The organism is Priestia sp. Y58 (genome assembly GCF_029522095.1).
GTDB lineage: Bacteria > Bacillota > Bacilli > Bacillales > Bacillaceae_H > Priestia > Priestia megaterium_E.
In genome coordinates, this window is sequence record NZ_JAKWFL010000001.1 from 731263 (window position 1) to 751232 (window position 19970).

Consider the following 19970-nt stretch of genomic DNA (forward strand, 5'->3'; position numbering starts at 1 on the left):
CAATAATCACTCCTATAAAGAAAGACCTTGCACGACGAGTCCTTCCTTTATTTTACTTTCGAATACCTCTTCAAATAATGATTTTCGATTGTACATCTGCAATATTAACAGCACGGTCCTCAAGCTGCCCGTAATATCCCCAAAAACAATGACGGCAAAACCTGTACATATACGCATAAGATGTGCTTGTGACAAAACGCTCCACCGCATCATTGTAATTGGTAACGGTTTCTAAAATCTATTGTAAACCTTAAATTTTCGCTATAAAATAAGGTATAATCAGAATCTTCAATAAGAGGAGGCTTTACAATGAGCATGCTGAAAAAGATGGCATGGAGTTTTACTTCCTTCAAAAAAATAAGGTCGCTTCGCTTTGAGCATACGAATAAAACAATTGGCTTTGTGCTGTTTTTAACATTTATTTCTTTGCTGCCTACATTTTTCTTTATGACTTTGACGATTGTAAACGGCTATCATATCGCTACTACAGATCTTCCAAAATCTGTTTCTTCTTTTTCTATTTCAAACTCACAGCTTACGTCAAGTCAACCTTTCACAAAAAAAGTAAACGGTACCGCTTTTATCTTAAACCCCTCACAGTCTATTGAACGGTTTCATTCCCCTGCTCATGCAATTGGTTTTTTAAAGGATGGAATTTACATCACGACTAATTCACAAACACAAACGTATTCATATGAGTTGCTAAACTGGCACCATAAAGATAAAAATGAACTGTTAAACTTGCTGCACGAACAAAAATTTTCTCTATACATACTTGTCCCTATCGCTATGCTTTTACTGTACGTATTAACATCTGGACTAAACTTCCTTTTTATTACCTGCCTTGCTTATCTTGGAAAGCTGATTGGACTCATTAATAAAAAGCAGCTTCCTTTTAAGCAGCTGTGGGCACTGAGCGCTTATAGTACGGTAGCCTTCACGCTGCTTTATACGCTCTTTGAAGCTTTTTCTTTGTCTCTAGCAACACATAGCTCTCTTTACTGGATAGGAACGTTCTTCATTTACTTGTTGCTCGTCACAAGGGTTCCTATAAGAAAAAAGATAAAACCTAATAAAGCGATTGAAACATAACGAAATGAATCCAATCAACCGCTAGAAGCACCTACATACATAAAATCTATGTTTACCCTGCCAATGAAAAGCTCCGAACGAATTTGATTCTTGATCAAGAATCAAATTCGTTCGGAGCTTCTTCAACTAACATACTTTTGTCTCAGCCTCTTTATTTCTGTACAACTTTTCTTCTTCCCATTGCAGAAGAAAAAATTTTCAACTGATACAAAACCCACAAACCTCCTGCTGTGAGCAGAATAAAGCTATAAACAAACATCAGCCTTTCAATATGCATCCACACTTCAAAAACGACAGGTCCCAACGCTACTCCTAAAAATCTCACCGTTCCATAAATGGATACAATAAACCCTCTTTCTTCTTCTGAAGCCGCTGAAGTAATCATCATATTAATACACGGAAGAACAAACCCTAAGCCGCCAAAGGCGACTGTCAAACAAAACATCAAAATAGGAAGCGTGTAAATCATCGTTAATACTCCAAACATTACAAATAAAAGAACCATTCCTACTATCATCAATTTTTTCATGAGCTCTACGTCTGTTTTGATTCGCTGCCCGGTCCAATAAGAAACGAGCGTCATTGCGCCAAGAGGAAATAAAAAAGCGGTTCCTTTAAAAAAACCGTCTATATGATACGTTTCCTCTATTAAAAAAGATAAGTAATATAAAATGCCAAATAATAAAAACAACCCCAATCCCCCGACAAAGAATAAAGGAAAAAGCGATTTTCTTTTATCATAGACAATCCCAAGGGCTCTCTTTAAATATTCTTGAACAGATACTGAATCCGAACCTGTTTTCCCTTCTCTCACATACATGACTATACCTACTAAAGCAGCACCTGCAGCTAAGGGATAGACAAAAAATGCGGCATACCATACGACGAGTGCTGCCGATGCTCCAATTATCGGCGCAACCACTTTTCCTGCTCCGTTATACACTTCTAAAATCCCGAGGACCTTTGCTCTTTTTTCCCCTGTAAATACATCTCCAGTTAATGCCATTGCCAACGTTGTAGTACCTGCAGCTCCAATCCCTTGAATGACTCTGCCAGCCATCAACACAGCAAAGTTTCCAGAAGAGAATGAGGCACTACTAGCAGCGATGACACTGCCTATTATCATGATGACGAGCGAATATATGATTAACTTTTTACGCCCATACCGGTCTGATAAAATCCCTACAGCAGGGATACACAATGCGGCTGGAATCGAAAATGCACTCAGTATCAAACTGGTTTGAACTCCGCTTAAATGAAGTGACTTTTGAATGCTTGGCAGCAGAGGAATGAGCATGGAATTTCCTAATACCATAATCAAAGGCAATAAGCCTAATGAAACAATCATTAATTTTTCTTTCAATTTTCGTTCTCCAATCATATTTAAGTAAGACAAGCATAGGCTTTACACATAAGCAAAAGAATGAAGGAGGAGCATAATGAAAAAGCTATGTGCATTAGCCGCTTTCGCTTTTATCGGATATATTTGTCACTATGACATTAAATACGGGACCATCCCTACTGCTACTGAAGCAGTTCAAGTCAGCAAAGCGCAGCCTGCAGAAACAAAAGCCGCCAGCTCTTCTTCCACCTATACAAAAATAAAAATTAAGCCAGGCGATACAGTTTTATCCGTCATTGAGGAGCTTACAAAAAAAGCGATACCGGTTTCTATGAACCAAATGATTACAGACTTCAAAAAGTTAAATAACGGTACAGCGCCTGAGGATATTCAAATTGGAAAAACGTATAAGTTCCCTATTTACAAGTAATGACAGCATTCTTCTTGTCAAGATGGGATAGTCATTGTTAAAATAGCTAAGGTAGTACTTTCTACTAGTTATTTTGTTCATAAAGAGTTATTCTATTAATGAATTCAAATTCTTGATTTCATTTTGAAGGAGAGATTATCACGTGAGTGAAATTATACATCGTACAAAAACACGCCCGGTTAAAGTTGGAGATTTAACAATCGGAGGCAGCAACGAGTTAGTTATTCAAAGTATGACAACCACTAAGACACATGATGTTGAAGCAACGGTTGCAGAAATTAAACGTTTAGAAGAAGCAGGATGCCAAGTTGTTCGTGTTGCTTGTCCAGACGAGCGCGCAGCAGATGCAATCCCTGAAATTAAAAAACGCATTAACATTCCATTAGTTGTGGATATTCATTTTGACTACCGCTTAGCATTAAAAGCAATTGAAGGCGGAGCGGATAAAATCCGTATCAACCCTGGTAATATCGGTCGCCGTGAAAAAGTGGAAGCTGTTGTAAATGCTGCAAAAGCTAAAAATATTCCAATTCGTATTGGAGTTAACGCCGGTTCACTTGAAAAACGTATTTTAGATAAATACGGCTATCCGACAGCAGATGGCATGGTAGAAAGTGCACTTCATCACATTAAAATTTTAGAAGACCTTGATTTCCATGACATCATCGTTTCAATGAAAGCATCGGATGTTAACTTGGCAATTGAAGCTTATGAAAAAGCTGCTCAAGCATTTGACTACCCTCTTCACTTAGGAATTACAGAATCGGGCACATTATTTGCAGGAACTGTAAAAAGTGCAGCAGGTCTTGGCGCTATTTTATCTAAAGGAATCGGAAATACATTACGTATTTCTTTAAGTGCGGATCCTGTTGAAGAAGTAAAAGTTGCGCGCGAATTGCTAAAATCATTCGGTTTAGCTTCCAATGCTGCCACTCTTATTTCTTGCCCAACTTGCGGACGTATTGAAATTGATTTAATTAGCATTGCTAATGAAGTTGAAGAGTATATTTCAACTGTAAAAGCACCGATTAAAGTTGCGGTACTTGGCTGCGCTGTAAACGGTCCTGGTGAAGCTCGTGAAGCCGATATCGGGATTGCAGGAGCACGCGGTGAAGGTCTACTATTCCGCAAAGGTGAAATCGTACGCAAAGTTCCTGAAGAAACAATGGTTGATGAACTAAAAAAAGAAATTGATAAAATTGCTGCTGAATATCACGCAAAGCAAGAAGCTGAAAAAGCTGCAGCTAAATCATAACTAAAAAAAAGCGAGGCGTATATGCGCCTCGCTTTTTTTTATGAAAAGAACGGTAATATAAACGTACCGACAATAATCGATACAACTCCGATCCCTATTGCCCATGCTCCTAGCGTAAGTGCTCCTTTTCTGCGTGCGATAAACCCTAGAATAATCCCAGCGGCACCAAGAATAATTGGTAAAAAGAATAGTGAAAGAATCGAAAGCACGAGTGCGAAACGCCCGTATCCCGTTCCTTCTCCTCGTCCAGCGACTTCATGATTGCGATTGCGATCAACATCTATAACTTCACGCTCTGCATGAGGCTCCCCTACTCGGTAAGGAACGCCCACTTCAGCTGCAGTTTCTTCCATGAAATCAGCTTCATATACATCTTTTCTACGCCTTTGTTCTTCATTCTCCATGCTTAATCCCTCGCTTTCGTAAATAAGGAGCATTTATAGTATCTGAATGCGAGGAAAAATTATAAGTGTCAATCTTATACAGATGCTCATTCTCTTATAAGAAATAGGTACAGATGCAATCACCAGGCCGTGCAGTGATCATTACGTTTTGCCAAAGGCATATAAAAAGTATTACTGTTTCTCTTTGGGCTTTATGTTACACTAGACAAGAATAATCAAGCACCTAAGTAGAATAAACGTATTAAAGGAGTGCACGTAGTTGACGAAAAAGTTTGGAATTGACATTGATGGAACTGTTACTTCTCCTGAAACTTTTGTTCCTCATTTAAATAAAGCCTTTAACTTAAATTTAACACTCGAAGACATTACAGAATATGATTTCAGCCCTTTTGTAAATGTATCACCTGCAGAACTCGGGAAATGGTTTAAAGCAAATGAACGCTCTATTTACGAAACCTCTCCACTTGCAGACGATGCAAAAGCGGTTTTGCAAAAATGGCATCAAAAGCACGAATTATTCTTTATTAGTGCAAGGCACGATAAGCTATTGGACGTCACAGAAGAATGGTTTCAAAAAAATGAACTATCGTTTCATCACATTGAGTTAGTCGGCTCTCATTTTAAAGTTGAGACAGCAAAACGATATGATGTTGATATCTTTTTTGAAGACAAACATGATAATGCTTGTGAAATCAGTGAAGAGTGCAATATCCCCGTTATCTTATTTGATACTCCTTATAATCGCTTACCTGTTCCAAAAGGAGTGGTTCGCGTATACAATTGGCTAGAAGCAGATCAGTGGGTAGCCAGCTGGTTAAAAAAACAGCAAAAATAAAAAAGAGAGGTGCATAACGCCCTCTCTTTTTTATTGATTACATTCTATACATTGACCGTAAATTTCAAATTTATGGCCTGTAATATTGTACCCTCGCAAATCCTCGTCTACATACTCCATCGGACAAGCTTCAATTTCTTTTGTTTTTCCACAATCTAAACAAATGAAGTGGTGATGATGATGGGCGGTTGCACATTTAAATCGAAAGTGCTTTTCGCTCGAAAGCTCCGTCATTTCAAGTACGCCTAACTCCACAAACAATGATAAATTACGGTAGATTGTATCAAAACTCAGACCAGGATAATCAGGCTTCATGTATTCTAATACATCTTTTGCCGTTAAGTACTTATTTGATTTTGAAAACAGGGCAAGCATTTCTTCACGTTTTCCTGTATGTTTATATCCTTGATCTTTTAATAAATGAATGGCTTCAGTTAAATTCATTTTTGTTTCCCCTTCCGTCCTTTATTAATCATAATAGATATGATTAAAATAACAACAGCAATGACAACAATTGTACCGCCTGGTGCTAAATCCAAGTAGTACGCTGAAAATAATCCGCCTAAAACAGATATTTCACCAAAAATTACCGAAAGCAGAATCGTTTGTTTAAAGCCTCTAGCTAAGCGAATGCTTGCTGCTACAGGAAGAGTCATAAGAGATGACACTAATAAGATACCAACGATACGCATCGATACAGCAATGACAAGAGCAACCATCACAATAAATAAAAAGTGCATCCACTTCGATTTAATCCCAGAAGCAGAAGCGTGCTCCTCGTCAAAAGATAGAATAAACAATTCTTTATATAAGAAAAAGACAATAGCTATGACAAATACGGCTATGACAACAACGGTCCAAAGATCCGAACGACTCACCGCACTTACGCTTCCAAACAAATAATTCATTAAATCATTATTAAAACCGTCCGCCAGCGAGATACAAATTGCACTAATACCAATTCCGCCCGATAAAATAATTGGAATGGCCAGCTCTTGGTAATGCTTGTAGACGCTTCGAAGTTTTTCAATAAAAAGAGCACCTGTAACGGAAGATACCATCCCTAAATAAACGGGGTTCACTCCTTGCATAAACCCTATTTTCTGACTAAGAAGCAAGCTCGCAGAAATCCCTGCTAGCGTCACGTGACTTAACGCGTCTGCAATTAAAGAAAGACGTCTTACTACGATGAACGTGCCCAATAAAGGGGCTAAGACGCCAATAATCATACCGGTTAAAAATGCATTTCGTAAAAACTCAAATTGAAATAAACTGCTTATCATACGTGCTGCCCTCCATGATGATGATCATGGGTTAACACATGAACATTATGACCATAGAACATAGATACGTCATGTTCACAAAGCTGTTCGAATTCTTTAGCATTCCCATGAAAGTGTAGAAATTTATTTAAACAAGCAACGTGGGTTACTTTTTCTGAGACAGTGCCAATATCGTGAGTAACAAGCACAAGCGTAATTCCTTTTTCCTTATTTAACTTTTCAAGAAGCTCATAAAAAGTGTACACATTTTGTGCATCTACTCCGACTGTTGGCTCATCTAAAATTAACAGCTCGGGTTCACTTACAAGCGCGCGCGCAATAAAAATTCGCTGCTGCTGACCACCGGATAGTTCTCCTATGTTTCGATTTAAAAATTCACTCATCCCCACTGCTTCTACCGCTTCTTTCACTTTTTGCTTATGAGAAGCATTCATAAAGCGAAACAAACCTAATTTTGAAGTAAGACCCGTGGAAACTACTTCAAAAACGGTAGCAGGAAAACCGCTGTTGAAACTATTCGCTTTTTGCGATACATATCCAATTTTACTTCGTTCTTTAAACCTTCTCTGATCTTTTCCAAATAAACGAATTGCCCCTTGAGATGGTTTTTGCAAACCAAGCAAACATTTGATTAGCGTTGATTTCCCAGAACCATTTGGACCAACGAGACCCAAAAAAGCTCCTTTTGGAATTGAAAAACTTATATCTTCTAATACATTCACTCCATCATATTGAAATGATAAATGATCAATTTCAATGATATCAGGTGTATTCATATGCGCCTCACCATTCTTTTTTTATATTTCTCCATACAAAAGAGGGCACGGTTTCTATCGTATACTCCGTTACCCATTTACTTTCTCAGAATCATTACGATTTAGTCATTAATGTAGTATACAGGATTGTCTTTTATTTGTAAACTAAGCCGGTTCACTCCTTCGTTTTCTTACCTCCGTAAGTTCATCCGACTCAAAATGTTGTTTTATTACACAATATAGTCACATCTTTCTTTTTTATTCATAAACTGTATATGACGAGGAGGTAATCATATGAAAATTGTACAGCAGATTGTCAATAAGAAAGTAAACAACATTACCCCGAAAGAGCTTTTAAAGTATAGCAAACAATACAACATCCCCATTACAGATCAGCAGGCACATACCCTTGTATCCGTCATTAGACAGCAGCCCGTAAATATTTATAACCTTGAAGAGCGCCGAAATTTAATCAAACAAATTGCTCAAGTAACAGATCGTGAAACTGCCAGACGAGTGAATGAATTATTTCAGCAGTTGATGTAAAAGAAGAGGTCATGTCTATAGACATGACCTCTTTCAACCACATATGAAATTACATAAGCTTTTGTTTTAGCTCTGAATCAAAGCTTTGTGCACGAATCATATCAATTTCCAACTGATATGGCGCTTTTTTATTTTTCTTGTCTTCTCCTACATAAGGAGTTTCTAGAATTTTAGGAACTTCTGTAAACGCTGGGTGATGAACAATATAATTCAGTGCACCAAATCCGATTTCACCAAATCCAATATTTTCATGGCGGTCTTTTCGAGCACCGCATACATTTTTACTATCATTGATGTGAAGCACTTTAATTCGCTGTATTCCTACAGTTTTGTCAAATTCATTTAATACACCGTCAAAGTCTTGAACGATATCATAACCAGCATCATGTACGTGACATGTGTCAAAACAAATAGAGAGCTTTTCATTGTGCGTCACGCCATCAATAATTTGGGCAATTTCTTCAAAACTTCTTCCACACTCTGTTCCTTTTCCAGCCATTGTCTCAAGCGCAATTTGAACTTCTTGATCAGCCGTCAACACTTCGTTTAGACCTTTGATAATTTGCTGAATACCGGCATCTGCTCCAGCGCCCACGTGAGCTCCTGGGTGAAGAACAATTTGCCTTGCGCCAAGAGCATGGGTGCGCTGAATTTCAGACGTTAAGAAATCTACTCCAAGCTCAAATGTTTCGGGCTTTGTTGTATTTCCTAGATTAATGATATAGGGAGCATGTACAACAATATCTGTCATTCCATGCTCTTTCATATGCAAAAGACCAGCTTCAATATTAAGCTCTTCAATCTTTTTGCGACGAGTATTTTGTGGAGCGCCTGTATAGATCATAAACGTATTTGCTCCGTAAGAAGCTGCCTCTTCACTTGCTCCTAAAAGCATTTTTTTGCCGCTCATTGATACGTGAGAACCAATTTTCAACATTACTTTTTACACCTCTAACCTATTGCGATTAACGATTGTTGCGTCTTTCACTACGCTTTTTCTTTTGCACATACTTTGTAATTTCACGAGCACGTTTTTTCTTGTAGCCAGGCTTTACTTTCTTCGGCTTTTGAATAAAGCGATGTGCCTCTTCTCCCACTTCATCCGCTTTCTTCACACGCTTTTTACGGCGGTTACGGTCATCGATGGAAACCCATTCTTGCTTTTGAAGATCTTTGTTTGCAAACTCGATTCCCATTTTCTCAAGCTTATTTACTGCATCTTCATCTTCCACATCGAAGATGGTAGCAGCAATTCCAGAATGACCGGCACGAGCTGTACGTCCTACGCGGTGAATGTAGAAATCTAGATCTGAAGGAAGCTCAAAGTTAATGACGTGTGAAATTCCTTCAATATCAATACCGCGAGCTGCTAAATCTGTGGCTACTACGTATTGAAATTCTAAATTATTAATTTGCTTCATCATTTTCTTACGGTCACGAGGAGATAAATCTCCGTGAATTCTTCCTACCTTTAAGCCTTTAGACAGTAAGTCATCTGCTACTTCGTCCGCCATTTTCTTTGTATTTGTAAAGACGATAGCTAAATAAGGATTATACGAAATAAGCATATCATGCAGCAGCTTAAACTTGTTACGATGACGCAGTGGAACTAATACATGCTCTAATTTAGCTGCTGCTGCTTGCTTCGGCGAAACATGCGTAAATTTTGGATTTTCCATGTATTTTTTTAAGAATGGCTTTAATTTTTCAGGAATAGTTGCTGAAAAAACAAGCATCTGTAATTTTTCAGGCATGTTGCTTGCCAAACGGTCCACATCTTCTAAAAATCCCATATCGAGCATTAAATCAGCTTCGTCTACTACTAACGCCTTTGTTGTATACACAACTAACGCTTTTTCATTTACTAAATCAAACAAACGAGCCGGTGTTCCTACAACAACTTGAGGCTGCTTCTTTAATTTGTCGATTGTACGCTGCTTATCTGTACCGCCGATAAAACATTTTGCTGAAATTTCTTCTCCTTCAGCACTGTGTTTTGTTAGCTTTAATACTTCTTGATAAATTTGAGAAGCAAGCTCACGAGTTGGAGCGGTGATCACAACTTGTACTTCTTCTTTTTTAGGGTCTACCTTTTCAAGTAAAGGCAATAAATAAGCGTGTGTTTTGCCGGTCCCTGTTTGCGACTGACCAATTACGCTTTCCCCTTTTAAAACGGAAGGAATTAAGCGCTCCTGAATCTCTGTAGGCTGATAAAAACCTAATTGTTTAATTGCTTCTATTAAAAATGGTTGAAACTCAAAACGTTCAAAGTTTGTTTTTTCCATAATAGTCTCCTTTTTTACATTCACGTTCATCTTTTAAGGCACAATATATGATTATAATCGATTTTTCCTTCTGTGACTACTTCTCATTCATATTACTAAAACTTATTACCTGTTTCAAAAACATTTTATCGCGAGTTGCATACGATAGTAAAAGAAAATCTACTTTACTAAAGGAGGTGCGTCCTTTGCTACAGCGAAGACCACCATTTCCACCCGGTATGCAAAGAAGAATGATGCCAGGAATGCCACCACAAAACGGCTTTGGGCAACAACCTGGTAACTTTGGCCAATTTAATCCATTACAACAGTTTCGTAACTTTGCCCAGCAAACAAATGCTCAACAATCATTTTACCCGAATCAGCAAGGCCTGAACCGTGGAGGAGGTAACTTCTTAACTCGCCTATTTCGAAGAGGCGGAAATAGAAACATACCATTTCAACAAGCGGCTGCAGCTGCTCCTCGAGGTTCTTTGTTTTCTGGCCTTTCAGGAGCCCAAGGTGCTGCAGGAGCGACTAACTCTTCTTCCCTGCTTGGAGGTTTGCAAGGATTAACGAACCCTGCTAACTTGAGCTCCATGATGGGGAATGTTCAGCGAGTACTAAAAGCAGCGGAAACGATGGGTCCTATGATTCAACAATACGGACCTCTTGTCAAAAATGCTCCTTCTCTATGGAAAATCTATCAGGCCTTGCGCTCAAGTGATGACACAGATGAAGTACTCGAAGCAGAAGGAACAGAGGTTTCTGAAACTGATGAAAGCAAAGACAGTAAGGTCTTATCAGCAGGCGCAGAAAGCACGGATTCATCCGATGATGAGCTGGATTTCTTTGAAGAAGAAATTGAACATTCATCCAGAGATCGGGTGTCTAAACCAAAACTTTATATTTGATAAATCTGCTGATTCCTTAAGGAAATACAGTGAGTAAAAAAAGAATATCTTTGTATTCTTCCTTCCTCTTTTATATAATAGAAGCGAGTTGAATTGCTCGTCAGGATTATGATGAGGAGGAAATTGAAATGAAAGTTATTAAAATTGCACCGCGCGGCTATTGTTATGGTGTAGTAGACGCAATGGTCATTGCACGAAACGCCGCTTTAGATAAATCATTGCCTCGACCAATCTATATCTTAGGAATGATTGTTCATAATAAACACGTTACAGATGCGTTTGAAGAGGACGGCATTATCACACTGGACGGTGCTAATCGCCTAGAAATCTTAGACCAAATAAATGAAGGAACCGTTATTTTTACTGCGCACGGAGTATCTCCAGAAGTAAAAGAACGAGCAAAAGAAAAAGGCTTAACAACAATCGATGCTACATGTCCGGATGTTACAAAAACCCATGACCTTATTCGCCAAAAAGAAAAAGAAGGTTATGACGTTATTTATATCGGAAAACGAAATCACCCTGAGCCAGAAGGTGCACTTGGTATCGCACCAGATATCGTTCATTTAATTGAAAAAGCAGAAGACGTAGCCCATTTAAATATTCAACGCGAGAAAATCATTGTAACAAACCAGACAACAATGAGTCAGTGGGACGTTGCAGAAGTAATGGAAAAGGTAAAAGAAAAATATCCGCACGCTGAAGTTCACAAAGAAATTTGTTTAGCTACACAAGTTCGCCAAGAAGCTGTAGCCGAGCAAGCAGGTGAAGCAGATGTTACAATTGTAGTAGGAGATCCTAAAAGTAACAATTCAAATCGTTTAGCTCAAGTATCAATGGAGATTGCCGGCACTGAGGCATATCGTATCGGTGACATCTCAGAGCTTCAAATCGAATGGTTGATGAACGCGAAAACCGTAGCTGTTACGGCAGGCGCATCTACCCCTACTCCAATCACAAAAGAGGTCATCAATTTTCTAGATCAGTTCGATCCAGAAGATGAAACAACTTGGACACGTGAAAAAAGCGTGCCTCTTTCAAAGATTTTACCAAAAGTTCGAACAAAAAAATCGTCTTAATAGACACAAAAGAAGGTGTTGACATTCGTCAACACCTTCTTTGTTACATAAACGTAAATGGGTTTGTGTCTACTTTTGAATCAAATACTTCACACTCAAAGTTTTTCGCATCAAAAAGACTGTTTAATACACGCGTTACACCTTGTCTCATGACTTTTTCAACATGATGACCAGGATCTACAACGTTTAATCCCATTGCCATTGCATCATGCGCAACGTGGAAATACAAATCACCTGTTACATAGGCATCTGCTCCGCTAAATTTTGCGTTTGTAATATATTTGTTTCCATCTCCGCCAAGAACAGCTACTTTTTTCACTGTGGCATCCATAGACCCTACTACTCTAACACCATCCACATCCAATGCTTGTTTAACATGAGCGGCAAACTGTTTTAACGTCATCTCTTCTTTTAACTTCCCAATCCGTCCAAGTCCAAGCGTCTCGCCCGTTTGTTCCACTGGATAAATGTCATAGGCTACTTCTTCGTAAGGATGAGCACTGAGCATGGCACGAATAATTTTATTTTGTTGATCTGCTTCAAAAATAGTTTCAAGTTTTGCTTCATTTACACGTTCTAACTCTCCTTTTGAGCCAATGTATGGATTGGCTTCTGAAGAAGGTTTAAATGTGCCTTCCCCTTCAGTTGAAAACGTACAGTCGCTGTAAAGACCCACATGTCCAGCTCCCGCATCACAAATAGCTGTGCGCACTGCTTCAGCATGATTTGAAGGAACAAATACAGCAAGCTTTTTCAGCTGAATAGACGTTGTTGGAACCAGCACTTTTGTCTCTTGTAGCCCCAATGCTTCGGCTAACAGGTCATTTACTCCGCCTTTAGCTATATCTAAATTTGTATGAGCAGCATATACAGCAATATCATGTTTGATGCATTTCTCTAAAATACGCCCTTCAGGACGATCTGTAACCACTTGTTTTAGAGGTCTAAAAATAGGAGGATGATGAGCAATAATCAAATCCACTTGTTTTTCAATCGCTTCGTCTACGACCGTTTCAAGAACATCTAACGTTACCATTACTTTTTTTACAGGCTTGTTTAACGTTCCAATCTGTAAACCAATTTTATCTCCTTCAACCGCTAAATGCTTGGGAGAAAATGATTCAAATGCTTCAATTACTTGAAATCCGTTAGGGATTTTACTCATTTTAACGCCTCCTCAATTAATGAGATGTCTTGGGTAAGTTTTTGAAGTTTTGCTTTGCTTTCCTCGGACTGAGCCTGCTCCATTTGGCTGACAATTTGTTTAAGATGATTTAATTCATGCGTCCACTTTGTCATAAAAGCAGAAGAGCGCTTTTCTTTTAAAATAGGGCCCATTAACACACCGGCTTCCACTTCACCGTTATAAGGAGCTAAGGCGTTTCCAGGTTCAGCGACGATGACTTCATACATACGACCGTCTTCTTCGATGATTTTTTCATCAATGATTTCCCAGCTGTGTTGAATCAGCCAGCTGCGAATATGGTGTGAACCAATATTCGGCTGAAGTATAAGCCTTTTTACTCCTTCTAACTTCGCTTTTCCTTCTTCTAAAATCATCGTAATAAGCGTTCCGCCCATTCCGCAGATTGTAATACAGTCTACTTCATTCGGTGATATTACTTCTAGGCCGTTTCCTTTTCGAACGTCAATAACGTCCGTTAAGCCTGTTTTTTTCACCTGCTGAATAGCAGATTGTAGAGGTCCTTCTGTAATTTCTCCTGCTACGGCACCGCTAATATATCCATTTAAATAAGCAAAACACGGCAAGTATGCATGATCTGAGCCAATGTCTGCTATCTTTGCTCCCAAAGGAATCGACTTTACTACTTCTTCAAGTCTTATTGATAAGTTTAATTCATTCATTTTGTCACCTATTCTCTATGTGATTACTGTTCATTATTTTAACATAAATAGCTGCATGATTCCTATTTCTCTTCATGTTTTCCTTTTAGCCGAATGCGTATAAAAAAATCATAAAAAAAAAGCCTGCTTTATAAATGAGCGGCTTTCCAGAAAATCATGTTTCTGAACTCTATTTAATTTCTGATACCCATTTAGCCATTTCCTTCGCTTTTTCCGGAGGAACCAGCCCGGCCGGCATGTTTCCTTTACCGTTTACAACAATATCTGCAATTTCGTCTTGAGAAACTTTTTTCCCAATTCCTTTTAACGAAGGACCTACTCCACCTTGATACTGATCACCGTGACAACCAATACAAGTTTTTTGATAAATTTCTTCTGGTTTAGCTGAAGCCTGCTGTTCCGCGCCACCGCCTTCTTTTTCAGCCGCGATTTCTTTTGCATTGTTCAATCCGTTGAACGAAAGCGTTAACATTAAAGCAATCCCAATTACCGCAATTAATAAAAATGGTATTAGCGGATTTCGCTTCACTCACTATACCCCCTTTATGTATTCCCATCCCTAGAAATAACAAAATAGTATAAGCACTTTTATTTTACTTGAAAATGCTCATAAGTGAAAGGGTTTTATTTACATAATTAACTAATTTATTATTGCGTATCTTAACAGCCAATTTGTCTTGCAATAACCGAGCGCTGAATTTCCGAAGTTCCTTCTCCAATTTCTAAAAGCTTGGCATCTCGTAAATAACGCTCCACGTGATACTCCTTCATGTAGCCGTATCCTCCATGAATCTGAACAGCTTGACTGGCTACTTCCATACAAATTTCAGAAGCATACAGTTTACACATAGCAGCTTCTTTCGTAAATGGCTTTCCTTGGTCTTTTAACCACGCTGCTTTATACACCATATTTCTTGCTAACTCAATTTTCATCGCCATATCAGCTAATTTAAACTGAATCGCTTGAAACGATGAAATAGCTTTCCCAAATTGCTTTCTTTCCTGCGCATATGACAGTGCTTTTTCATAAGCCGCTTGGGCGATTCCAACGGCCATTGCGCCAATTCCAATTCTTCCCCCGTCAAGCGTCATTAGAAATTGTTTAAAGCCTTCTCCTCTTACACCGAGTAAATTCTCTTCAGGCACTTCAACATCCTCTAAAACGAGTTCAGTTGTATTTGAAGCATGTAGACCCATTTTCTCGTAATTGTCTATTACAGTAAAACCTCGAGCTTCTGTAGGCACGATAATAGCTGAAATTTCTTTTTTCCCTTCTGTACGATTTGTAACAGCTGTTAAAGCTAAAAACTTTGCATAGCTGGCATTCGTAATATAGCATTTACTTCCATTAATCCTAAATGTTCCATCCTTCAACACTGCTTCTGTCTCCGTTCCCCCCGCGTCACTTCCTGCGTTCGGTTCGGTTAAACCAAACGCTCCAAAAGATTCTCCGGAGCATAAAGCAGGTAGGTACTGTTCTTTTTGCTCCTTTGTTCCGAATAAATAAATAGGTGCGCCTCCGAGCGAAACATGAGCTGAGTATGTAATTCCTGTAGAGCCACAAGCTTTACTTAATTCCTCTACGACAATAGCAAAACTAACCGTATCTGCTCCTCCGCCTCCATATTCTTCAGGAAAAGGAAGACCCATTACCCCAAGCTCACCTAACTTTTTAAAAACATCAAGCGGAAATTGCTTACTTCGATCGCGCTCTAATGCATTCGGTGCTACTTCCGCCTCTGAAAACTCTCTGAGCGTCCTTTGAATCATCTTTTGTTCATTGGTTAATTCAAAATTCATTTTTATTCCCCCTAAAAAAATGTATACGCTTACATTATTTAATTATAATTCATTTTTGTAAATTTTCTCAACTTTTAAAACGTTTTAATTTTTTCATGTTATAATAGAGAAGTACTAATCAAAGCATGAATAAAATGATAGCGATTCCATTTTTCGGATGTTTAAAAGGAATTTGAACAGCTTATGCTCTGTAACAAAATAATATAAAGGAGCATTTGCAAAACGAAGGACAATTCAGTAAAATATATGAAAGAAGAAAAGTTGGTAAAAAAATCAATATACTTCTTCAAAATGTGTTTTTATGAAATTTGTTCCATAAAAAAAATAGATAGCCCCTTTCCTCTAGGAAAGAAGCTATCTCATAAGCGTTATTTACGCTTTTATCTATTCTAAGAAATCTTTTAAACGTTTGCTTCGGCTAGGATGACGAAGCTTACGAAGCGCTTTAGCTTCAATTTGACGAATACGCTCACGCGTTACGCCAAATACTTTTCCTACTTCTTCAAGCGTACGCGTACGTCCATCGTCCAGACCAAAGCGGAGTCTAAGAACATTTTCTTCGCGATCTGTTAACGTATCCAGGACGTCTTCTAACTGCTCTTTTAATAATTCATATGCAGCATGTTCAGAAGGTGATGTTGCATCCTGGTCTTCAATGAAGTCACCTAAATGAGAATCATCTTCTTCACCAATTGGTGTTTCAAGAGAAACCGGCTCTTGAGCAATTTTTAAGATTTCACGAACTTTTTCTGGTGTTAAATCCATATCTTCTGCAATTTCTTCAGGAGATGGTTCGCGACCTAAATCTTGTAGAAGCTGACGTTGAACACGAATTAGCTTGTTAATCGTTTCAACCATATGAACGGGAATACGAATCGTTCTTGCTTGGTCAGCAATTGCACGAGTAATAGCTTGACGAATCCACCATGTCGCATACGTACTGAATTTATAACCTTTGCGATAATCAAATTTTTCTACCGCTTTAATAAGACCCATGTTTCCTTCTTGAATTAAATCAAGAAACAGCATACCGCGCCCGACATAGCGTTTAGCGATACTTACAACAAGACGTAAGTTTGCTTCAGCAAGACGACGTTTCGCTTCTTCATCGCCTTCTTCAATACGTTTTGCTAAATTGATTTCTTCCTCTGCTGACAATAAGTCAACGCGTCCGATTTCTTTTAAGTACATACGAACTGGATCATTAATTTTCACACCAGGAGGTACACTTAAATCATTTAAATCAAACTCTTCTTCTTTTGACAGTTCTTGAATATCGGGATCGGCATCGTCATCATTTGCTTCAGATTCACTCATTACTTCAACACCTTGTTCTCCAAGGTATTCATAATATTCATCCATTTGATCGGATTCAATTTCGAAGTTCGACATACGCTCTGCAATTTCTTCGTATGTGAGTACACCACGTTTTTTTCCGATTTCGGTCAATTGATCTTTTACTTGTTCAATTGTTAAATCTGAATCAAGTTGTTTTGATTGAGCTGATTTTTCAGCCATCAGATCCCCTCCTTCCAAAATTTTAAGGAAAACCTTCTAAAAGTGGGACTAATACGCAATATCGTTTATTTTAACGTTTTTTTCAACTGTAAAATTTCCATTGCTATTGTCGCAGCTTTTAAATAATCTTTTTGACGCTCTGCTTCTTGCTTTTCTGCTTCTTTTTTTTCTATTGCTACCCTTTGTGGGTAAATCAATATCGTTTGGATATAATCATTCAAAGCTTGCTCCGACAATTCATCATTGATTGACATCATCGCCAATTCTGAAGCTAGACTAGACAACGAAGACTCGGGCAACCGCTCGATAAATCCGCTCGGATTAGGCTCGTGTCCTTCCTCGTAATAAGCATACAAATATAGAACAAGCGCACGATGTTCCTCGACATTGAACTGACCTTGAAGTCGGTCTTGAATTCTAAATGCTACATCCTTATCTTTCAACATATGAGCGATCAAAAAACGTTCTGCATTTTGATAAGCCGGTAATAAGCTTCTCTTTACGACTGGTTGTCTATTTATATTATTTCGATTTGGAGAATCATTATCCTTTTTCTTTTTTTCAGTTCGATACACTTGATACTGCTGTTCTTTAAGCGCATCTAATGAAATGGAAAACTCTTGTGCCAATTGGCGTAAATAATGATCTCGCTCTACGGCTTTCGTAAGGAGGCTTATTTCCTTCAAAACGTCTTCAATGTATTGCATACGTTCAGATTCATTTTGTAGATTTCGTTTTCGGCGAAGATACCTCATTTGAAATGCCATAAAGGTCAAGCTGCTATTAATAACATCATTTTGAAACTTCTCTGCCCCGTATTCTTTAATATAATCATCCGGGTCATAACCATCCGGCATCACAGCAATCTTAACGGTACAACCCACATTTGTTAAGATAGCAGTTGCTTTGTGCGCTGCTTCAATTCCAGCAGAATCTGCATCGTAGCAAATGATAACGGACTCTACATTTCGGCGAATAATCTTGGCTTGTTCTTCTGTTAAGGCAGTTCCCATTGTTGCAATTGCGTTCGGGCAACCGGCTTTAACAGCCGAAATAACATCTGCAAATCCTTCAAATAAAATAACCTGCTGATTTTTGCGTATATGTTTTTTAGCGCGGTGAAAGTTGTAGAGTGTGCGACTTTTGTTAAAAATAGAAGTTTCGGGACTGTTTAAATATTTAGGCTGCCCTTTTATCTCTTTTAGCAGGCGCCCTGAAAATGCAATTGTTTTGCCTTGCAAGTCAGCAATAGGAAACATAATTCGATCACGAAAACGATCAAAGTACGTTTCATCTTGGTTGCGTTTAATGATTAAACCTGCATGTTCCATCTCTTGCGGATTAAACCCACGTTTTGTTAAGAACTTACTTACAAATTCCCACGAATCTAAAGCAAAACCTATCTCAAATTCATCGATAATTTCTCGTGAAAACCCTCGATTTATTAAATAATCATAAGCATCTTGGCCTTCTTTTGTATTTACCAATAAATGATGGTAAAATTTCTTTAAAAGCTCGTGTGCTTCAATCATTTTATTGCTAGGCTTTTGATTATCTTCTTCATGAGGATGTATCTCATGTTCGAAAGGAATATCTCCTTTTTCAGCAAGCTGCTGGGCTGCTTCCGTGAAGGACAGTCCTTCTAATTCCATTACGAATGAAAATGAATTCCCTCCTGCACCGCATCCAAAGCAATGATAAATTTGTTTATCAGGCGATACTGAAAAAGACGGTGTGCTTTCCCCATGAAACGGACAGAGTCCAAAATAATTGCGCCCTTGTTTTTTTAGTTGTACATAATCGCTTATGACGTCGACAATATCTACTGAATGCCGAATACGGTCGATTACTTCATCAGGAATTCGATTTGCCATAGTAACAGCTCCGTATTTCATATAATATTCTTCACTAAGTGCTAAATTCCTGCAAGTTTCGACAACATTTTTTCAAAAGCTTGAATGAAATGCTGGCGATCTTCTTCACTAAATGCCTTTGGGCCTTTAGTATGACGGCCTGACCGTCGCTCTTTTGCAGAAACATAGCGAAAGAAAAGCACCGTATTCATTTCGTCGTCATTATAGTACTTTCCACGAGGAGACAGTGCGTAAACCCCTCGACTTACTAACATGCTTGCTAAGCCAGTATCTTGAGTTACAACAATATCCTGCTTGACTGCGTGATTTAAAATATATAAATCTGCGGCTTCCTTTTCTGCATCCACATAGACCCATTTTCCTGGTGTAGGATTTGTTTGCATGTGAGCATAGGAAGCAACAAATACAAGCTCGATGTCATATGTATGTGTAAGTTCAACGATTTCTGCTTTAACAGGGCATGCATCAGCATCGACAAAAACTTTACTTTTTCTTTTGCTATAACTCTGTATTCTACATCCCTCCAGAGATTCCTTCTAACAATTTGTTATTTCCTGTAGATGGCATTTGTCGAATACTTTTTTCGATTTTGACTTGACTTTTATATAAATAGTTTATTCGTTCTTAACAAAGTCTAAACCTAAAACTATTCTTTTTTATCACAATTTTTTATTATAATATAAACAACCTATATTTTCTATACCAAAGTCACTTGT

General features: G+C 38.3%; 22 protein-coding genes. 7 read left to right on the top strand and 15 right to left on the bottom strand.

Annotated elements, in window-relative coordinates; genetic code table 11:
* Positions 1-12 precede the first annotated feature (12 nt).
* Positions 13-195, bottom strand: coding sequence for a hypothetical protein (locus tag MMB68_RS03875; protein ID WP_221784579.1), 183 nt, complete (start codon positions 193-195; stop codon positions 13-15).
* Positions 196-309: 114 nt separating this feature from the next.
* On the opposite strand from MMB68_RS03875, the gene MMB68_RS03880 reads away from it, so the two are divergent.
* A complete protein-coding gene (locus MMB68_RS03880) occupies positions 310-1092 on the top strand; it encodes a DUF1189 domain-containing protein (RefSeq protein WP_277548245.1) in 783 nt (260 codons plus the stop codon).
* A 151-nt stretch (positions 1093-1243) separates the two neighbouring features.
* On the opposite strand, the gene MMB68_RS03885 is transcribed toward MMB68_RS03880, so the two are convergent.
* Positions 1244-2455: an MFS transporter gene (locus tag MMB68_RS03885; RefSeq protein WP_277548247.1), complete on the bottom strand. Its 1212-nt coding sequence runs from the start codon at positions 2453-2455 to the stop codon at positions 1244-1246.
* A 76-nt stretch (positions 2456-2531) separates the two neighbouring features.
* Here MMB68_RS03885 and MMB68_RS03890 point away from each other — a divergent pair, with 76 nt between their 5' ends.
* Together MMB68_RS03890 and ispG are read left to right on the top strand one after the other, a co-directional pair.
* Positions 2532-2864, top strand: coding sequence for a hypothetical protein (locus MMB68_RS03890; protein ID WP_221784583.1), 333 nt, complete (start codon positions 2532-2534; stop codon positions 2862-2864).
* Between the two features lie 151 nt (positions 2865-3015).
* Positions 3016-4119: a flavodoxin-dependent (E)-4-hydroxy-3-methylbut-2-enyl-diphosphate synthase gene (ispG, locus tag MMB68_RS03895; RefSeq protein WP_269871131.1), complete on the top strand. Its 1104-nt coding sequence runs from the start codon at positions 3016-3018 to the stop codon at positions 4117-4119.
* A 38-nt stretch (positions 4120-4157) separates the two neighbouring features.
* Here the strand turns inward: ispG and MMB68_RS03900 are convergent, their stop codons facing one another.
* On the bottom strand, positions 4158-4523 hold the full coding sequence (locus tag MMB68_RS03900) for a G protein-coupled receptor family protein (RefSeq protein WP_269871075.1): 366 nt from the start codon (positions 4521-4523) through the stop codon (positions 4158-4160).
* 259 nt (positions 4524-4782) lie between these two features.
* Here MMB68_RS03900 and MMB68_RS03905 point away from each other — a divergent pair, with 259 nt between their 5' ends.
* On the top strand, positions 4783-5358 hold the full coding sequence (locus MMB68_RS03905) for a 5' nucleotidase, NT5C type (protein ID WP_277548249.1): 576 nt from the start codon (positions 4783-4785) through the stop codon (positions 5356-5358).
* A 30-nt stretch (positions 5359-5388) separates the two neighbouring features.
* Here MMB68_RS03905 and MMB68_RS03910 read toward each other — a convergent pair whose 3' ends face one another.
* Genes MMB68_RS03910 through MMB68_RS03920 form a run of 3 tightly spaced genes read right to left on the bottom strand, consistent with a single transcriptional unit; the run spans position 5389 to position 7417 of the window.
* A complete protein-coding gene (locus MMB68_RS03910) occupies positions 5389-5802 on the bottom strand; it encodes a Fur family transcriptional regulator (protein WP_013059207.1) in 414 nt (137 codons plus the stop codon).
* A complete protein-coding gene (locus MMB68_RS03915) occupies positions 5799-6641 on the bottom strand; it encodes a metal ABC transporter permease (RefSeq protein WP_013059208.1) in 843 nt (280 codons plus the stop codon). The genes MMB68_RS03910 and MMB68_RS03915 overlap by 4 nt, the downstream gene beginning before the upstream one ends.
* Positions 6638-7417 carry a metal ABC transporter ATP-binding protein gene (locus MMB68_RS03920; protein ID WP_013059209.1) on the bottom strand — a complete coding sequence of 260 codons (780 nt, stop codon included), beginning with the start codon at positions 7415-7417 and terminating at the stop codon, positions 6638-6640. Before MMB68_RS03920 ends, MMB68_RS03915 begins: the two co-directional genes overlap by 4 nt.
* A gap of 273 nt (positions 7418-7690) precedes the next feature.
* Between MMB68_RS03920 and MMB68_RS03925 the strand changes: the two genes are divergently transcribed.
* Complete coding sequence (locus MMB68_RS03925; RefSeq protein ID WP_013059210.1) at positions 7691-7942, top strand: DUF2624 domain-containing protein; 252 nt, start codon at positions 7691-7693, stop codon at positions 7940-7942.
* A 49-nt stretch (positions 7943-7991) separates the two neighbouring features.
* Here MMB68_RS03925 and MMB68_RS03930 read toward each other — a convergent pair whose 3' ends face one another.
* Together MMB68_RS03930 and MMB68_RS03935 are read right to left on the bottom strand one after the other, a co-directional pair.
* Positions 7992-8879, bottom strand: coding sequence for a deoxyribonuclease IV (locus MMB68_RS03930; protein ID WP_264408570.1), 888 nt, complete (start codon positions 8877-8879; stop codon positions 7992-7994).
* A 28-nt stretch (positions 8880-8907) separates the two neighbouring features.
* A complete protein-coding gene (locus MMB68_RS03935; RefSeq protein WP_221784585.1) occupies positions 8908-10227 on the bottom strand; it encodes a DEAD/DEAH box helicase in 1320 nt (439 codons plus the stop codon).
* 176 nt (positions 10228-10403) lie between these two features.
* On the opposite strand from MMB68_RS03935, the gene MMB68_RS03940 reads away from it, so the two are divergent.
* Together MMB68_RS03940 and MMB68_RS03945 are read left to right on the top strand one after the other, a co-directional pair.
* Positions 10404-11117 (top strand): YqfQ family protein, encoded by a 714-nt coding sequence (locus MMB68_RS03940; RefSeq protein ID WP_223272395.1) that lies wholly within the window; start codon positions 10404-10406, stop codon positions 11115-11117.
* 128 nt (positions 11118-11245) lie between these two features.
* Positions 11246-12196, top strand: a complete 951-nt coding sequence (locus MMB68_RS03945) for a 4-hydroxy-3-methylbut-2-enyl diphosphate reductase (protein ID WP_013059214.1) — start codon at positions 11246-11248, stop codon at positions 12194-12196.
* A gap of 43 nt (positions 12197-12239) precedes the next feature.
* On the opposite strand, the gene MMB68_RS03950 is transcribed toward MMB68_RS03945, so the two are convergent.
* The 7 genes from MMB68_RS03950 to MMB68_RS03980 form a co-directional block, all read right to left on the bottom strand.
* Positions 12240-13361 (bottom strand): Nif3-like dinuclear metal center hexameric protein, encoded by a 1122-nt coding sequence (locus tag MMB68_RS03950; RefSeq protein ID WP_221784586.1) that lies wholly within the window; start codon positions 13359-13361, stop codon positions 12240-12242.
* Positions 13358-14062 carry a tRNA (adenine(22)-N(1))-methyltransferase gene (locus tag MMB68_RS03955; protein WP_221784587.1) on the bottom strand — a complete coding sequence of 235 codons (705 nt, stop codon included), beginning with the start codon at positions 14060-14062 and terminating at the stop codon, positions 13358-13360. The genes MMB68_RS03950 and MMB68_RS03955 overlap by 4 nt, the downstream gene beginning before the upstream one ends.
* Positions 14063-14231: 169 nt before the next feature.
* The gene (gene cccA / locus MMB68_RS03960; RefSeq protein WP_013085044.1) at positions 14232-14591 is read right to left on the bottom strand and encodes a cytochrome c550; all 360 of its coding nucleotides are present in this window, start codon (positions 14589-14591) and stop codon (positions 14232-14234) included.
* A gap of 131 nt (positions 14592-14722) precedes the next feature.
* Complete coding sequence (locus MMB68_RS03965) at positions 14723-15862, bottom strand: acyl-CoA dehydrogenase family protein (RefSeq protein WP_016765585.1); 1140 nt, start codon at positions 15860-15862, stop codon at positions 14723-14725.
* A gap of 384 nt (positions 15863-16246) precedes the next feature.
* Positions 16247-17380 (bottom strand): RNA polymerase sigma factor RpoD, encoded by a 1134-nt coding sequence (rpoD, locus tag MMB68_RS03970; RefSeq protein WP_014458197.1) that lies wholly within the window; start codon positions 17378-17380, stop codon positions 16247-16249.
* 65 nt (positions 17381-17445) lie between these two features.
* A complete protein-coding gene (dnaG, locus tag MMB68_RS03975; RefSeq protein WP_221784588.1) occupies positions 17446-19254 on the bottom strand; it encodes a DNA primase in 1809 nt (602 codons plus the stop codon).
* Between the two features lie 41 nt (positions 19255-19295).
* Complete coding sequence (locus MMB68_RS03980) at positions 19296-19766, bottom strand: YaiI/YqxD family protein (protein ID WP_080564741.1); 471 nt, start codon at positions 19764-19766, stop codon at positions 19296-19298.
* Positions 19767-19970 lie beyond the last annotated feature (204 nt).

Excerpts from the sequence above, each read along its gene's own strand:
- MMB68_RS03880 (WP_277548245.1), top strand. The coding sequence starts at position 310 with ATGAGCATGCTGAAAAAGATGGCATGGAGTTTTACTTCCTTCAAAAAA.
- MMB68_RS03890 (WP_221784583.1), top strand. The coding sequence starts at position 2,532 with ATGAAAAAGCTATGTGCATTAGCCGCTTTCGCTTTTATCGGATATATT.
- MMB68_RS03900 (WP_269871075.1), bottom strand. The coding sequence starts at position 4,523 with ATGGAGAATGAAGAACAAAGGCGTAGAAAAGATGTATATGAAGCTGAT.
- MMB68_RS03910 (WP_013059207.1), bottom strand. The coding sequence starts at position 5,802 with ATGAATTTAACTGAAGCCATTCATTTATTAAAAGATCAAGGATATAAA.
- MMB68_RS03915 (WP_013059208.1), bottom strand. The coding sequence starts at position 6,641 with ATGATAAGCAGTTTATTTCAATTTGAGTTTTTACGAAATGCATTTTTA.
- MMB68_RS03920 (WP_013059209.1), bottom strand. The coding sequence starts at position 7,417 with ATGAATACACCTGATATCATTGAAATTGATCATTTATCATTTCAATAT.
- MMB68_RS03925 (WP_013059210.1), top strand. The coding sequence starts at position 7,691 with ATGAAAATTGTACAGCAGATTGTCAATAAGAAAGTAAACAACATTACC.
- MMB68_RS03930 (WP_264408570.1), bottom strand. The coding sequence starts at position 8,879 with ATGTTGAAAATTGGTTCTCACGTATCAATGAGCGGCAAAAAAATGCTT.
- MMB68_RS03935 (WP_221784585.1), bottom strand. The coding sequence starts at position 10,227 with ATGGAAAAAACAAACTTTGAACGTTTTGAGTTTCAACCATTTTTAATA.
- MMB68_RS03945 (WP_013059214.1), top strand. The coding sequence starts at position 11,246 with ATGAAAGTTATTAAAATTGCACCGCGCGGCTATTGTTATGGTGTAGTA.
- MMB68_RS03950 (WP_221784586.1), bottom strand. The coding sequence starts at position 13,361 with ATGAGTAAAATCCCTAACGGATTTCAAGTAATTGAAGCATTTGAATCA.
- MMB68_RS03955 (WP_221784587.1), bottom strand. The coding sequence starts at position 14,062 with ATGAATGAATTAAACTTATCAATAAGACTTGAAGAAGTAGTAAAGTCG.
- MMB68_RS03965 (WP_016765585.1), bottom strand. The coding sequence starts at position 15,862 with ATGAATTTTGAATTAACCAATGAACAAAAGATGATTCAAAGGACGCTC.
- rpoD (WP_014458197.1), bottom strand. The coding sequence starts at position 17,380 with ATGGCTGAAAAATCAGCTCAATCAAAACAACTTGATTCAGATTTAACA.
- dnaG (WP_221784588.1), bottom strand. The coding sequence starts at position 19,254 with ATGGCAAATCGAATTCCTGATGAAGTAATCGACCGTATTCGGCATTCA.